Genomic DNA, 14,793 nt, shown 5'->3' with positions numbered 1-14,793 from the left:
AGGTATGCTCAGCCTGGTCGGCGCGGCTTGTGAGTTTGACCTTCAGGAGCTCGTGGGAGCAAGGAAAAACGTACCGTCATTTGCGCCAGACGATCAGCAAGGCAATTCCTTTAACCTTCAAGCAATTGGCGCGCCGCTTGCATACGGCCGAAACTGCCCTTTCCGCAAGCAGCTCGCTTGCGGCTCGGGGCATCATCAGACTAGGCTTGGTCCCAAGCTGCGGTCTGACCCATCATTCGGTCAGGTGCCAAAAACAAGACCTGAATTTCCGCATCCCGGGGGAGTTGTCATGAAAGTGAGTTCGAAGCTGGCCGGTCTCGGCGTCGCGGCGTGCCTGCTGGCGCAGCCGGCGCTGGCCGCCGACAAGATCAAGATCGGCGTCATCGTCACCCTGTCCGGCCCCGCGGCCGCGCTCGGCGGACAGGTCCGCGACGGCTTCAACCTAGCCATCAAGGACCTCGGCGGCAAGATGGGCGGCAAGGACGTCGAAGTCGTCGTCGCCGACGACGAGCTGAAGCCTGACGCCGCCATCACCAAGGTCAAGGGCCTGCTCGAGCGCGACAAGGTCGACTTCGTCGTCGGCCCGATCTTCTCCAACATGCTGCAGGCGATCCACCGGCCGGTCACCGAGAACAAGACCTTCCTGGTGAGCCCGAATGCCGGCCCGTCGAGCTACGCCGGCAAGGAGTGCAGCCCCTATTTCTACGTGACCTCGTATCAGAACGACCAGGTGCATGCCGTGCTCGGCAAGGTCGCGCAGGATCGCGGCTACAAGAAGATGTATCTGCTGGTTCCGAACTACCAGGCGGGACGCGACAGCGTCGCCGGCTTCAAGCTCGACTACAAGGGCGAGATCGTCGAGGAATCCTACGTTCCGCTCAACACGCTCGACTTCCAGCCGGAGCTGTCAAAAATCTCCTCGCAGAAGCCCGACGCCGTGTTCACCTTCATGCCCGGCGGCATGGGCGTGAACCTGGTCAAGCAGTTCAAGCAGGCCGGCCTCGCCGACACCGTGCCGGTGCTCTCGGCCTTCACGGTCGACGAATCCACGCTGCCGGCGCAGCAGGATGCCGCTGTCGGCATGTTCGGCGGCGCCAACTGGGCCCCCAACTTCGACAATCCGCAGAGCAAGAAGTTCGTCGCCGGCTATGAGGCGGCTTACAACATCGTCCCCGGGACCTATGCCATGCAGGCCTATGATGCCGCGCTGCTGATCGACAGCGCCGTGAAGGCGGTCAACGGCGACCTCAGCAACAAGGACGCCGTCGCGGCCGCGCTGAAGAAAGCCGATTTCGCCTCGCTGCGCGGCAACTTCAAGTTCAACACCAACGGCTATCCGATCCAGGACTTCTATCTGACCAAGGTCGCCAAGCGCCCGGACGGCAAGTTCCAGACCGAGATCGTGCAGAAGGTGTTCGAGAACTACGCCGACCGCTACGCCAAGGATTGCGTGGCCAAGTAACGACAGGGAGAGAAACCAACATGAGCCATCCGGAAATCGCCGGCATCACCCGGGCCAATGAGGGCATCCAGGGCATTTCCTGGAACATCCTCGGCCAGGTCTACGTGCCGAAGAGCCGCACCGAGCACAGCTTCTCCTGGCATGCGACGTTCCCGGTCGGCACCTTCGTGCCGCCGCACATCCATCCCGACCAGGACGAGTATCTCTACATCCTCGAAGGCCGGCTCGACTTCTTCCTCGACGGCGCCGAGGAATACGCCACCGCCGGCGACACGGTGCGGCTGCCGATGGGCAAGCCGCACGGCATCTTCAACAAGTCGCAGCAGACCGCGAAGACGCTGTTCTGGGTATCGCCGACGCGGCGCCTCTACGAGCTGTTCTGGGGCATCCACAACATGCGCGAGCAGAACCCCGACGACGTCGTGAAGCTCGCCGCCGAGCACAACATCCACTTCCTCCCGCCCCCTCCGGGGGCGTGAGTCGACTGCGAGTTTGATTGCAGACTATCGCGCAGCAGACACTGCGCCCCCTCTCCCCGTCCTTCACGGGGAGAGGGCTGGGGTGAGGGGCAGCCCGGAGAACGGTGTTTGACGCTGACTTACGACGCCTGCCGCGTCACCATCCGCGCGGCAAACCCGGCCCGGCTGGCATAGCCCCGCACGATGCCCTCGCGAGCCTCGTAGTTCAGGATGGTGTTGATATCGGTGAACCCCTGCGGCGCGAGCTGCTCGACCGCATCGATGACACCCTCCGGCCCGCCACGGCGGTTCGACGCCACGATCTCCGCGGTCATCGGCAGCCGCTTCTGCTCATAGGCCATCAGCGCCTGGCGCGGATGCTCGGAGCGGGCCAGGGCATCGGCCAGCGCACGGGCATCGAGGATGGCCTGCGAGGCGCCGTTGGAGCCGACCGGGTACATCGGATGCGCGGCATCGCCCAGCAAGGTGACGCGGCCACTCGACCAGTACGGCAGCGGATCGCGGTCGCAGCAGGGATATTCCCAGAACTCCGGCGTCGCCCGCACCATCGCGGCGAAGTCGACCTGGGGAATGGAGAAGCCGTTGACATGCGGCATCAGCTCGTCCGCCTTGCCGAGCCGCGACCAGTCCTCGCGCCGCGGCGGCGCGGTGTTGGCATCGCCGATGCGCACCAGCACGGCCCAGTTGGTGAGCCGGGTCGCGGGGCTCGAGCCCTCCGCGATCGGATAGATCACCGCCTTGGCGTTGAGGCCGCCGGCGATGATCATCGATCGCCCGCTGAGGTACACCGGCCAGTCCGTGGCGCCGCGCCACAGCATCAGGCCGTTCCAGCACGGCGCCCCCTCATTCGGGAACAGCGTCTGCCGGACCTTGGAATGGATCCCGTCCGCGCCGATCAACACGTCGCCACGGACGGTGTGAACATGAGACCCGCTGCGGTCGAAGAAATAGGCGGTCACCCCGCCCTCGTCCTGCGTGAAGGAGCCGAGCCGGCAGCCGGTATGGACCTTCTCCGGTCCGAGCCGCTGCATCACGGCCTCATGGATCACGCTCTGCAGCCGGCCGCGATGGATCGAGAATTGCGGCACATCATGGCCGCCATCGACGCCGCGGGTCTCGTGCCAGACCTCCTGCCCACGCCGGGTCAGGTAGAACAGCTCATAGGTGCGGATGGCGACCTCATCGAGCCGGTCGAGCAGCCCGAGCTGGGCAAGCTCGCGGATCGCGTGCGGCAGGGTGTTGATGCCGACACCGAGCTCGCGGATCGCCTCTGCCTGCTCAAACACCTCGCAATCGATGCCGCGCGCCCGCAGCATCAAGGCCGTGGTCAATCCGCCGATACCGCCGCCTACGATGATCGCCTTCATCGTCCCCTACTCCACCTACATTGGACGTACCGGGCGGCAGCGTTGCACAGCGGCTTACTCCGCCGCAAGCGGCTTCGCAGCCTCGGCCTTCAGCTCCGCCCGTGTCTTCGGTTTAGCCTTAATCTTCAGCTCCTCGAAATCCTGCCGCTCGCGCACGCTATTGCGGAAGATCTGCTCCTTGCCTGGGAGATATTGCGGCGGGCAGAACATGTCGGCGCCATACCAGGCCGCGGCCTTCATGGTGAACGCGGGGTCGACGAGATGCGGACGGCCGAGCGCGACGAGATCGGCGCGGCCGGCGGCGAGGATGGTGTTGACCTGATCGGCTGTCGTGATGTTGCCGACGCACATGGTCGCGACATGAGCCTCGTTGCGGACCTGGTCGGAGAACGGCGTCTGGAACATCCGTCCGTAGATCGGCCTCGCCTCGCGGACGGTCTGACCCGTCGAGACGTCGACGAGATCGACACCGGCCTCGCCGAACGCGCGCGCGATCAGCACAGCATCGTCACCGGTGACGCCACCCTCGGCCCAGTCGGTCGCGGAGATGCGCACCGACATCGGCTTGTGCGCCGGCCACGCGGCACGCATGGCCGCGAACACTTCGAGCGGGAAGCGCAGCCGGTTGTCGAGCGAGCCGCCGTACTCATCTGTCCGCTTGTTGGTCAGCGGAGAGATGAAGCTCGCGAGCAGATAGCCATGGGCGCAATGCAGCTCGAGCATGTCGAAGCCACAACGATGGCCGCGCTCGGCCGCTGCGACGAAATCGGCCTTGATCGCATCCATCGCCGCGCGATCGAGCTCGCGCGGCACCTGGCTATCGGGGAAATACGGCAGCGGCGACGCCGAGACGACGTCCCAGCCGCCCTGCTCCAGCGGACGGTCAATGCCGTCCCACATCAGCTTGGTCGCGCCCTTGCGACCGGCATGGCCGAGCTGCAGCGCGAATTTGGCCTGCGAGTTGGCATGGACGAAATCGACGATGCGCGTCCAGGCGGCTTCCTGTGCGTCGTTCCACAGACCGGCACAGCCGGGGGTGATGCGCGCATCACGGCTGACGCAGGTCATCTCGGTGAACAGCAGCCCGGCGCCGCCGATCGCACGCGAGCCGTAATGCACGAGGTGGAAATCGCCGGCGACGCCCTCATCGGCCGAGTACATGCACATCGGCGACAGCACCGCGCGATTGGCGAGCGTCATCTCGCGCAGCTTGAGCGGCTGGAACATCGGCGCCAACGGCTTGTCGACATCGACATCGAAGCCCTTGGCCCGAACCTGGCGCGCAAAGGCCTTGTCGACCTCGGCGACGAAATCCGGCGCGCGCAAGGTGAGATTGTCGTAGGTGATCGCCTTCGAGCGGGTCATCACGCCGAAGGCGAACTGCACCGGATCGAAATCCCAGAAACGATCGACATGCTCGAACCAGACCAGCGAGACGTCGGCCGCGTGCTGGGTCTTCTCGACCTCCTCGCGGCGGCCGTGCTCGTAGAGATCGAGCGCCGCAGGAATGGTCGGCGCGCGCTGCATGGCGTCAGCCAGCGCGATCGCATCCTCCATCGCGAGCTTGGTGCCCGAGCCGATCGAGAAATGCGCCGTCGACTTGGCGTCGCCGAGCAGCACCATGTTGTCCTTGACCCAGCGCTTGTTGCGGATCATCGGGAAATTGCGCCACATCGAGCGGTTGATCAGCAGCGGATGATCGCCGAGGAACCAGCCGAAGATATCCTTCATGCGGTCGGCGGATTGCCGCTCGTCGAGCCCGGTCAGGCCGGCCTTTTCGAAGGTCTCCGGGTCGGTCTCGAAGATCCAGGTCGAATGCCCCGCCTCGTACTGATAGGCATGGGCGATGAACGGGCCCCACTCCGTCTCCTGGAAGATGAAGGTGAAGGCGTCGAGCGGCTTGGTCGAGCCCATCCAGGCGAATTTGTTGGCGCGCAGGTCGACCTCGGGCTGGAAGTGATCGACGTATTTCTGCCGGAAGCGGCTGTTGATCCCGTCCGACAGGATCATCAGATCGGCGTCCGCGAACTGCGTCTCGTCCTCGAGATCGACCTCGAAGTGCAGGGTGACACCGAGCTCTCGCGCGCGCTCCTGCAGGATTCGCAACAATGTCCGACGCGAGCAGCCGCAGAAGCCGTTGCCGCCGACGCGGTGTACCGTGCCGCGGAAGTGCACGGCGATGTCATCCCAGTAGGCGAACTCCTGGGTGATGCGCTGGTAGCTCGGCAGGTCGTGCTTTTCGAAATTGTCGAGCGTGGCGTCGGAGAACACCACGCCGAAGCCGAACGTGTCGTCGGCGCGGTTGCGTTCGTAGACCGCGATGTCGGCCTTGGGCCGCTGCTTCTTGAGCAATATCGCCGCATAGAGACCGGCAGGTCCGCCGCCGATGATCGCGATCTTCATGAGCGCCTCCACTGGAGAGCCGAGCCAATGGAAATTATTTTAGACCTAAAATATTTCCTGGCAAGCCCCTTCAGTTCCCGAGGTCGCTCAATTGCCCTGGAAGACAGGCTTGGACTTCGCGGCGAAGGCCTCGAATGCGCGATTGAAATCTTCCGTCGTCATGCACAAGGCCTGGGCAACTGCCTCCGCCTCGATCGCTTCCTCGACCGACATCGCCCATTCCATCGCCAGCATGCGCTTGGTCATGGTGTTGGCGAAGGTCGGACCATTCGCGATCTCCGTGGCCAGCGCGACGGCCTGCGCCAGCACATCCGTCGGCGCGACGATGCGGCTGAAGAAGCCCCACCGCTCGCCCTCGTCCGCGCTCATGAAGCGGCCGGTGTAGAGCAGTTCGGAGGCACGGGACTGGCCGATGATGCGCGGCAGGATCGCGCAGGCGCCCATGTCGCAGCCGGCCAGACCGACCTTGTTGAACAGGAAGGCGACCTTGGCGCCCGTCGCGGCGAGCCGGATGTCAGAGGCCATCGCGACGATCGCGCCGGCACCGGCACAAATGCCCTCGACCGCTGCCACGACCGGTTGCGGACAGGCGCGCATGGCCTTGACGAGGTCGCCGGTCATCCGTGTGAACGCAGTAAGGCCTTTGGTGTCCATCTTCACCAGCGGGCCGATGATCTCGAACACGTCACCACCCGACGAAAAGTTACCGCCGGCGCCGGTCACGACCACCACCTTGACGTCATCGTCGAACGCACAGGCTCGGAAGAAGTCGGTCAGCTCGCGATAGCTCTCGAACGTCAGCGGGTTCTTGCGCTCCGGACGGTTCAGCGTCACCGTCGCGACGCGATCCTTCACGGTGAGCAGGAAATGGGTCGGCCTATAGTCCGCCAGAGGCACGGTAACGGGATTGGCGGGTTTCGACATGTGAGCTCCCTTCGTTCGATTGTTCTGATTGGACGACGCGGCCTAGACTTCGCCGCCGGCAACCGCGATCGCCTGTCCCGTGATCGCCCTGGCGCCGGTGCCACACAGCCACAGCACGGTATCGGCAACCTCCTGCGGCATGATCAGCCGCCCTTGCGGATTGTGCTTGGCCAGTTCGGCGATCGCCTGCTCGCGGCTGCGGCCGGTCTTCTTCATGATGTTGTCGACGCTGTCGGCAACGAGGTCGGTATCGGTGAAACCGGGGCATACGGCGTTCACGGTCACGCCCGTCATAGCCAGCTCCAGGGCCAACGACCGCGTCAAGCCGACGACCGCATGCTTCGCGGCCGTATACGCACTGACATAGGGATAGCCCTTGAGGCCAGCCGTCGACGCAACAGCAACGATGCGGCCATAAGGACCGCCTCTCATCGCGGGCAACACCGCCTGCACGGCGTGCACGACGCCCATCAAGTTGATGTCCATCATGCGACGGAACAGCGCGGCGTCGGACTTCAGGAAGGGTGCGGACTCCGCGCTTCCGGCATTGGCCACGAGAATGGTGATCGGCTGCCGCGCGGCTGCAGCGGCGACTGCATCGCTCAGTGCAGACTGGTCGGCGACGTCGGCTACGGCGGCGGCGTCGGCACATCCGGCCGCGATGGCCTCATCGAGCGTTGCGCGATTGCGCCCGACGATCGTCACGGTTGCGCCGGCGAGCTTCAGGGCACGCGCGATCTCGCGTCCGATCCCGCGGCCGCCGCCTGTCACCATCGCATGCGCTGCTGCAGGCAGTCCGGACATGCGCGCGTCTCCTCATCTTCTGCAATACGGTCGCAGCTTCCAGATTATTTTAAACTTCAAATTTTTGCAACAACACGCCCGAAGCGGCTTGACACCTCTGTTGCCGCGACTAGCGTTCGAAGGCCTGGAGCACGCAGCGTTGCGGCCTCCGGCTCATCTCCGGAGGTCTGCGTGCCTGCGTCGCAAATCCTGACCACGAAAGACGGGCGCTTCGGTTACGAGGCATCGGGCGCACCTGATCGGCAGGCCCTGGTTTTCCTGCACGGGATCGGTGGCGCTGCGCGCGCCTGGCGCGGCCAGCTCGACCATTTCGGCGTCCACTTTCATGCGGTCGCGTGGGACATGCCCGGCTATGGTCATTCGGCGCGGCTGGACGCGGTCAGCATCGCGACGCTCGCGGACGCACTTCAGGATTTCTTGACAGCGATCGAAGCGAAGCAACCGATCCTCGTCGGCCATTCGATCGGCGGCATGATCGTGCAGGACTGGCTGACCAAGCACCCGCAGGCCGCCGCTGCCGTGGTGCTGGCGCAGACCAGCCCGGCGTTCGGCAAGGCCGACGGCGACTGGCAGAAATCCTTCATCGATGCACGGCTCGGCCCGCTCGATCGCGGCGCGACCATGGCGTTGCTGGCGCCGGATCTGGTCAAGGAGCTGGTCGGCGAAGATCCGGATCTCGCAGGCATGGACGTCGCGAGGTCGTGCATGGCGAGCGTCCCCGAGGCCAGCTACCGCGCCAGCATGCTGGCGCTGCTCGGCTTCGACCGGCGGCAGGCCCTGCAGGACCTCAATGTGCCGACGCTGGTGCTGTCGGGCTCAAAAGATCGCAATGCACCGGCGCCGATGATGGAGAAGATGGCGAGCTTCATTCCTGGCGCTCGGTATGTCGAGCTTCAAGGTGCCGGCCATCTCGTCAATCTCGAACGGCCCGGCGAATTCAACGCCGCGCTCGACTCCTTTCTGAACGCACACGCGACGATCACTGCGGAGGCACGATGACCATCCAGGTCCAAAAGACGGCAACGGCATCCGGTGCAGCGCTCGATGCGCCGATGTTCGATCCGGCCGCGTATCGGCTCACATCTGAGCAGGCCGACATCATCAGCCGAGCCCGGCAGCTTGGGCAGAGCGTGCTGGCTGGCCGCGCCGCCATCTGGGACCGCGAGGCGACGTTCCCCACCGAGAACTACAAGGACCTGCATCACGCCGGTCTCCTAGGCATCTCCGTTCCGAAGGCTCTGGGTGGCCTTGGTGCCGGCTATCAGACCTACGCGCTCGCGGCGGCCGAGATCGGCCGCTATTGTGGCGCCACGGCGCTGACCTGGAACATGCATGTCTGTTCGACCCTGTGGTCGGGACCGCTCGCCGATGATCTCGACATGGACGACGATGTCCGTGCCGAGCACCAGCGGCGGCGCGCGATCCACTACAAGCGCATCGTCGAGGACGGCGCGATCTACTCGCAGCCGTTCTCCGAGGGCGGCGCGGCTGCGGCGGGCGGTGTCGCGTTCGGTACCGAAGCGAAGCCGGTCAAGGGCGGCTGGCTGGTTAGCGGCAAGAAGATCTTCGCCTCGCTGTCCGGGCACGCCGACTACTACGGCGTGCTATGCACGGAGATCAGCGAGGGCGAGAAGGCGTCACGGCGCAACACGCTGTATTTGGCGATTCCTGCGCAGAGCGAGGGCGTCTCGGTGGTCGGCGACTGGGATCCCCTGGGCATGCGCGGCACGGTCTCGCGCACGCTGATCTTCAAGGACGTGTTCGTCGACGAGGATGCCGCGCTGATGCCGCGCGGCGTCTACTTCCAGGCGGCGATGCGCTGGCCGCACATGTTCATGACGTTGTCGCCGACCTATATGGGTCTCGCGCAGGCCGCCTACGACTTCACCCTCAAATATCTGCGCGGTGAGGTCCCGGGCATGCCGCCTGTCAAGCGGCGGATGTATCCGACCAAGCAGATCGCGGTGGCGCAGATGCAGATAAAGCTGGAGCAGATCAAGGGCATCTGGTTCCAGGCGGTCACCGAAGCCCGCGCCAACCCGACCAAGGAGCAGGTGCTGCGCGCCTATGCCGCGCAATACTCGGTCATGGAAGGCGCCAACGAGCTCGCGGCGCTCGCGATCCGCACCTGCGGCGGCCAGTCGATGCTCAAGACGTTGCCGCTGGAGCGCATCTATCGCGACAGCCGCTGCGGCTCGCTGATGCTGCCTTGGACCGCCGAGCTCTGCCTCGACCGCATCGGCCGCGAGGCTTTGTACGAGCCCGGCGAGACGGACGATTGAGCGTGGACCTCTGCAGCCTGATCGAACGCAACGCCGCGTTCACGCCGGACAAGCCGGCGATCCGTTTCGAAGGCGCGACACTGACCTATGCCGCGTTCAGCAAGCGCATTGCGCTGACAGCGCGAGCGCTGAAGTCCGAGTTTGGCGTCGGGCGCGGCGACCGCGTCGCGATCCTGAGCCTGAACCGGCCGGACTATCTGGTCCTCCTCTATGCCTGCGCCCGGCTCGGCGCGATCCTGGTGCCGCTCAACTGGCGGCTGGCGGTGGCCGAGCAGATCTTCATTCTCTCGGATGCCGCCGCCAAGGTGCTCGTGCTGGAGCAGGCGTTTGCGCCGGTGCTGCCGGCGCTGGCGGAGCAGCATCCGGAGACGGTGCCGGTCGGCGTCGACTTCACGCCGGCGAACGGACTGACGTTCGACGAACTGCTCGTCCGCGGCCAGGGCGACGATCGCAACCCGCACATTGATCTCTCCTGCCCGCTGCTGATCGTCTACACGTCGGGCACCACGGGCCGGCCGAAGGGCGCCGTGCTGCGGCAGGAAGCGCTGCTGTGGAACGGGGTGATGAGCCAGCACATGCACGGCCTCACCTCTGACGATCACGTGCTGACGGTGCTGCCGCTGTTTCATGTCGGCGGCCTCAACATCCAGACCACGCCGGCGCTGCACCACGGCGCCACGGTGACGCTGCACGCACGCTTCACGCCTGATACGACGCTGGCGGCAATCGTCGACGAGCGGCCGACATTGACGGTCCTGGTGCCCGCGACTATCCAGGCCGTCACCGAGCATCCGGCATGGGCCGACGCGGACTTGTCCTCACTCAAGGCGGTCTCGACCGGCTCGAGCATCGTGCCGCCGGCACTGATCGCGCGCATCACCGCGCGCGGCGTGCCGGTGCTGCAGGTCTATGGTTCGACCGAGACCTGCCCGATCGCGGTCTACACCCGGCTCGGCGGCGATCTCTCACGCGAGGGCTCGACCGGCCTGCCCGGGCTGTGCTGCGAGGCCAAGATCATCGACCGCGATGGCGATGAGCTGCCAGCGGGCAAGGCCGGCGAGATCGCGGTGCGCGGGCCCAACGTGTTGTTCGAATATTGGGGCAACGCCAAAGCCACGCAGCAGGCGATCCACGACGGCTGGTACCGCACCGGCGACATCGCGCAGCGCGACACGGACGGATACTTCTTCGTGCTCGAGCGCAAGAACAACATGATCATCTCGGGCGGCGAGAACGTCTACCCGGCCGAGATCGAGCGTGTGCTCGGCGAGCATCCCGACGTCGTCGATTGCGGCGTGATCGGCCGGCCCGATCCGCGCTGGGACGAGGTCCCAGTGGCCTTCGTCGTCAAGCGCAAGGACTGCACGCTCGACGCCGAGACGTTGCGCGCGCATCTGCAGGCGCAGCTCGCGCGCTTCAAGGTGCCGCGCGACATCGTCTTCGTCGACGACCTGCCGCGCACTGCGCTCGGCAAGGTGCAGCATCATCTGCTGCGCAAGATCGACGGCCCCACTTAGCGAATCGGAGATGCAGTCTTGAAAATAGCAGTGCTCGGCGGCGGCAATGGCTCGTTTGCGGCCGCGGCCGATTTCGCGCTCGCAGGTCACGAGGTCCGGTTCTGGCGCCGTGATGCGGAAGCTGTGGCGCAGCATAAGGCGGCCGGCTCGACGATCATCGTGAAGGACGTCAACGGCCGGCATGAGGCCAGGCTCGCGCTGGTCACGACCGAGATCGGCGAAGCCGTCCGGGGCGCGGAGCTGATCCTCTGCCCGGCGCCGGCGTTCGCGCAAGCCGATATCGCGAAACAGTTGGCACCGCATCTGACCGACGGGCAGGTCGTGTTCCTGCCACCGGCGACGTTCGGCACAATGATCTTCGCGGCGGCGGCGCGCGATGCCGGCAACAAAGCTCAAGTCAGCTACGCCGAGACCGGCACCCTGCCCTGGCTGACGCGCAAGCACGGACCTTTCGAGGTAGCGATCACCATCCGGGCCAAGCGACTGCCCGTGGGTGTATTCCCGCTGAAGACGGCTGAGCATGCGCTTGCGGTGATCAGCAAGGCCTTTCCGGGCGTGATCGAGCCGTGCGGCGACGCGCTGTCGGGCGCGCTGATGAATGCCGGCTGCATCATTCATCCGCCGCTGATCGTGATGAATGCCGGTCCGATCGAGCATTTCGAGCGCTGGGACATCCACAAGGAAGGCACGCAAGCCTCGATCCGCCGGGTCACCGATGCGCTCGACGCGGAGCGGATCGCGGTGCGCGAGGCACTGGGCTATGGCGCGCCGCATTTCCCACTGGCGCATCACTACGCCAAGGAGGGCGAGATCTGGATGTACGGCCGCGGCTCGCATGACCGGCTCACCGACTCCGGCGACTGGCGCGAGCAGCTGGTGCTGACGCAACATCGCTACATGCGCGAGGATCTTCGGCTCGGACTGTCATTCCTGATCTCGGCGGCGGAGCTGACCGGCACCGCAACGCCGCTCGCCCGCGCCTTCCTGGCAATCGGCGGCGCGATCTGCGGCGAGGATTTCATAGCCACGGGGCGCACGCTGGGCAGCCTCGGCCTCGGCAGCCTCGATCGGAATGCATTGCAGGCGCTGCTGCGCGAGGGGTTTGCGGCATGAGCGCGCGCGGTCACATCGCCTGTCTCGGCGCCGGCCGCATGGGCCGCGGCATTGCCGTCGCGTTTGCCTATGCCGGCCATCCCGTCACGATGATCGACATCAAGCCGCGCACGGTCGAGGAATTCGCCAAGCTGGAGCGCGAAGCGCTCGGCGAGATCGGCGCGACGTTCGCGACCTTGGCGCGGCTCGGGATGCTCGAGCCTCCCGATGTGGACAAGCTGATGGGCAAGGTCACCGTCGCTCCAGCGGCAGCGAGCAATGATGTGCTGGCGCAGACGACGCTGGTGTTCGAGGGCGTGCCGGAGATCGTCGATCTCAAGCGCGAGGTGCTCGGCGCGGCGTCCCGCGCCGTGGCGCCGGACGTGATCATCGCTTCCACGACGTCGACCATCCTGGTGGATGATCTGTCCGGCGCGATTAACAGGCCCGAGCGCTTCCTCAATGCGCATTGGCTCAATCCGGCCTATCTGATCCCGCTGGTCGAGATCTCGCCCGGGAAGCTCACCGATCCCGATGTCACCACGCGACTGAAGGCGCTGCTCGAAGGCATCGGCAAGGTGCCGGTGGTGTGCGCAGCGACGCCGGGCTTCATCGTGCCGCGCATCCAGGCACTCGCCATGAACGAAGCGGCGCGCATGGTCGGCGAAGGCGTCGCGAGCGCCGAGGAGATCGACAAGGCGATCCGCTACGGCTTCGGCTTCCGCTACGCGGTGCTCGGCCTCTTGGAGTTCATCGACTGGGGCGGCGGCGACATCCTCTACTACGCCAGCCGCTATCTCGAAGGCGCGCTCGGAAGCGACCGCTACCGCGCACCCGAGGTGATTGAGCGCAACATGGCGGAGGGACGCATCGGGCTGCGCACAGGCTCGGGATTTCTCGACTATTCCGGCATGGATGTCGCGGCGTATCGCGAGCAGCGGCTGAGCGCGCTGGTCGACATGCTCCGTCATTTCAAGCTGGCCCGGCCGCCGGTGGTGGATTGAGGACGGCGAGCATTGTCGAGCCGTAGGGTGGGCAAAGGCGCGGCACGCTATTGCCGCATCGTGACGCCCCTCACGCGCCGTGCCCACCATGCGCACCGATGACGTGGATGCACGGTGGGCACGCAACCGCCCTGCGGGCGGCCGCTTTGCCTTTCCCTACAGGGGCTGCGGCGGGGCCGCTCACCGGTGTTGATCGACGACATCGGCACGCACCTCTGTCGTCCCGGCCTCGAGCCGGGACCCATAACCACCGTCGGTCGTGAGAGGCACGCAAGTCGCTCCGGTCGTGCCCCAGACTTCTCCCCGTGGTTATGGATCCCGGATGTTCGCGCGCGTTGCGCGCTCGTCAGGGATGACGACGGAGGGTTTGTCGTTGGCGTCTGCCCCTCACCTACCCGAACACATCCTGCAGCACGCCGTCCTTGATCACGGCCACGCCGTCCAGCGCGATCGTCGTGCCCATCATCGGCAGATCGAAATGCCCCGCCGTATAGCGGCCGGCGAATTCGTTGGCGCCGGTGGAGAACAGGAAGTTGCCGGAGACGGCGCGCAGCTCGGTGCCGTTGGTGTCGCGCTGGTCGTACATGGTCAGCGCCTCGTAGCGCGCACCGGGGTTCATGCCCCAGCCGACATGCGAGACGGCATAGGCTTCGCGGTCGCCCCAGGAGGCGAGATAGGCGCGCATCATCGCGGCGTCGGCGCCCTCGCCTTCCAGGTTCGTGATGTAGTCGTCCCGCATGGTCATCGTCACGGGCGAGGACAGATAGCGCTTGAAGGTGAGATTGATGTCGCCGGGCGCCATCACGATGGTGCCGTTGACCGACTTGCTCTTGGGGAAGCTGACGACGATGCCGCCCGGCCAATGCGCCAAGGTGCCCGGACGATCGGTCCAGCCCCAGACGCCGACCGTCGAGGCGCCTTCCATGATGACGTCGAGATCGGTCCCGGCCTTCGAGGTCACGCGCATCCGTTTCGTGCCGCGCAGCATCTTGGCGGCGGCGCGCACGCGCTTTTCCAGAGCCGCATCGGGGCGCATGCGCTCGAGTGCTTCCGGATGCTCGTTGGAGATGACGAGAATGCGCGCGCCGGCTTTCAGGATCTCAGGCGTCTCCACCGCGTGCATCAGGCCTTCGATGGTGCAGTCGACGACGAAGCCCGCCTGCTGAAGCGCGGTCACGACGGGCCCGAGCTTGCCGATGGCTTCCGAAGCGCCGGTCGAGCGCACCGGCACCGGATGGGGATTGCGTGGCGTCGGCACCACCACATGGAACGGCCGCGCGCCCATGCGCAAGAGCGCCAGTTCGGCGATGTGCACATTGAGCGGGCGCGACTGCGTCTCCGACAGGATGGCGGCGGTGTCGCCGGCCTTCACGGCACAGCGCTCGAAGATCTCGCAGAATGCGTCGATCCATTTCGCCTCGATGCGATCCGCAAGCATGGTCGTTCTCCCGATTGTTGT

The 14,793-nt window shown here is 65.7% G+C and carries 12 protein-coding genes; 7 read left to right on the top strand and 5 right to left on the bottom strand.

All coding sequences use genetic code 11. The features are described from left to right. Positions 1–289 precede the first annotated feature (289 nt). Together NLR35_RS23255 and NLR35_RS23250 are read left to right on the top strand one after the other, a co-directional pair. Entirely contained in the window at positions 290–1,462 is a 1,173-nt protein-coding gene (locus NLR35_RS23255; RefSeq protein WP_257168861.1) for an ABC transporter substrate-binding protein, read from the top strand. A gap of 20 nt (positions 1,463–1,482) precedes the next feature. Beyond that, on the top strand, positions 1,483–1,941 hold the full coding sequence (locus NLR35_RS23250) for a cupin domain-containing protein (RefSeq protein ID WP_006612947.1): 459 nt from the start codon (positions 1,483–1,485) through the stop codon (positions 1,939–1,941). Positions 1,942–2,060: 119 nt separating this feature from the next. Here NLR35_RS23250 and NLR35_RS23245 read toward each other — a convergent pair whose 3' ends face one another. The 4 genes from NLR35_RS23245 to NLR35_RS23230 form a co-directional block, all read right to left on the bottom strand. Next, entirely contained in the window at positions 2,061–3,308 is a 1,248-nt protein-coding gene (locus NLR35_RS23245) for a flavin-dependent oxidoreductase (protein ID WP_257168860.1), read from the bottom strand. A 54-nt stretch (positions 3,309–3,362) separates the two neighbouring features. Further along, positions 3,363–5,711, bottom strand: a complete 2,349-nt coding sequence (locus tag NLR35_RS23240; RefSeq protein WP_257168859.1) for a bifunctional salicylyl-CoA 5-hydroxylase/oxidoreductase — start codon at positions 5,709–5,711, stop codon at positions 3,363–3,365. An 87-nt stretch (positions 5,712–5,798) separates the two neighbouring features. Further along, positions 5,799–6,635: an enoyl-CoA hydratase family protein gene (locus NLR35_RS23235; RefSeq protein WP_257168858.1), complete on the bottom strand. Its 837-nt coding sequence runs from the start codon at positions 6,633–6,635 to the stop codon at positions 5,799–5,801. A gap of 42 nt (positions 6,636–6,677) precedes the next feature. Beyond that, positions 6,678–7,439 carry an SDR family NAD(P)-dependent oxidoreductase gene (locus tag NLR35_RS23230; protein ID WP_257168857.1) on the bottom strand — a complete coding sequence of 254 codons (762 nt, stop codon included), beginning with the start codon at positions 7,437–7,439 and terminating at the stop codon, positions 6,678–6,680. A gap of 171 nt (positions 7,440–7,610) precedes the next feature. Between NLR35_RS23230 and NLR35_RS23225 the strand changes: the two genes are divergently transcribed. From NLR35_RS23225 to NLR35_RS23205, 5 genes are read left to right on the top strand one after another with little or no spacing between them, the layout of a single operon-like run. Further along, a complete protein-coding gene (locus NLR35_RS23225) occupies positions 7,611–8,438 on the top strand; it encodes an alpha/beta hydrolase (RefSeq protein WP_257168856.1) in 828 nt (275 codons plus the stop codon). Beyond that, a complete protein-coding gene (locus NLR35_RS23220; RefSeq protein ID WP_257168855.1) occupies positions 8,435–9,721 on the top strand; it encodes an acyl-CoA dehydrogenase family protein in 1,287 nt (428 codons plus the stop codon). The genes NLR35_RS23225 and NLR35_RS23220 overlap by 4 nt, the downstream gene beginning before the upstream one ends. Before the next feature lie 2 nt (positions 9,722–9,723). Beyond that, complete coding sequence (locus NLR35_RS23215; RefSeq protein ID WP_257168990.1) at positions 9,724–11,238, top strand: long-chain fatty acid--CoA ligase; 1,515 nt, start codon at positions 9,724–9,726, stop codon at positions 11,236–11,238. 18 nt (positions 11,239–11,256) lie between these two features. Further along, on the top strand, positions 11,257–12,351 hold the full coding sequence (locus NLR35_RS23210; RefSeq protein ID WP_257168854.1) for an NAD/NADP-dependent octopine/nopaline dehydrogenase family protein: 1,095 nt from the start codon (positions 11,257–11,259) through the stop codon (positions 12,349–12,351). Beyond that, complete coding sequence (locus tag NLR35_RS23205) at positions 12,348–13,334, top strand: 3-hydroxybutyryl-CoA dehydrogenase (RefSeq protein WP_257168853.1); 987 nt, start codon at positions 12,348–12,350, stop codon at positions 13,332–13,334. Before NLR35_RS23210 ends, NLR35_RS23205 begins: the two co-directional genes overlap by 4 nt. Positions 13,335–13,725: 391 nt before the next feature. Here NLR35_RS23205 and NLR35_RS23200 read toward each other — a convergent pair whose 3' ends face one another. Further along, on the bottom strand, positions 13,726–14,772 hold the full coding sequence (locus NLR35_RS23200; RefSeq protein ID WP_257168852.1) for a peptidase M29: 1,047 nt from the start codon (positions 14,770–14,772) through the stop codon (positions 13,726–13,728). Positions 14,773–14,793: the final 21 nt, after the last annotated feature.

This window comes from Bradyrhizobium sp. SRS-191 (assembly GCF_024586915.1).
In the GTDB taxonomy this organism is placed as follows: Bacteria; Pseudomonadota; Alphaproteobacteria; order Rhizobiales; family Xanthobacteraceae; genus Bradyrhizobium.
Note: the sequence above shows the minus strand (reverse complement) of the source record. Positions and strands in the feature narration are given on the sequence as shown.

Excerpts from the sequence above, each read along its gene's own strand:
- NLR35_RS23255 (WP_257168861.1), top strand. The coding sequence starts at position 290 with ATGAAAGTGAGTTCGAAGCTGGCCGGTCTCGGCGTCGCGGCGTGCCTG.
- NLR35_RS23250 (WP_006612947.1), top strand. The coding sequence starts at position 1,483 with ATGAGCCATCCGGAAATCGCCGGCATCACCCGGGCCAATGAGGGCATC.
- NLR35_RS23245 (WP_257168860.1), bottom strand. The coding sequence starts at position 3,308 with ATGAAGGCGATCATCGTAGGCGGCGGTATCGGCGGATTGACCACGGCC.
- NLR35_RS23240 (WP_257168859.1), bottom strand. The coding sequence starts at position 5,711 with ATGAAGATCGCGATCATCGGCGGCGGACCTGCCGGTCTCTATGCGGCG.
- NLR35_RS23235 (WP_257168858.1), bottom strand. The coding sequence starts at position 6,635 with ATGTCGAAACCCGCCAATCCCGTTACCGTGCCTCTGGCGGACTATAGG.
- NLR35_RS23230 (WP_257168857.1), bottom strand. The coding sequence starts at position 7,439 with ATGTCCGGACTGCCTGCAGCAGCGCATGCGATGGTGACAGGCGGCGGC.
- NLR35_RS23220 (WP_257168855.1), top strand. The coding sequence starts at position 8,435 with ATGACCATCCAGGTCCAAAAGACGGCAACGGCATCCGGTGCAGCGCTC.
- NLR35_RS23205 (WP_257168853.1), top strand. The coding sequence starts at position 12,348 with ATGAGCGCGCGCGGTCACATCGCCTGTCTCGGCGCCGGCCGCATGGGC.
- NLR35_RS23200 (WP_257168852.1), bottom strand. The coding sequence starts at position 14,772 with ATGCTTGCGGATCGCATCGAGGCGAAATGGATCGACGCATTCTGCGAG.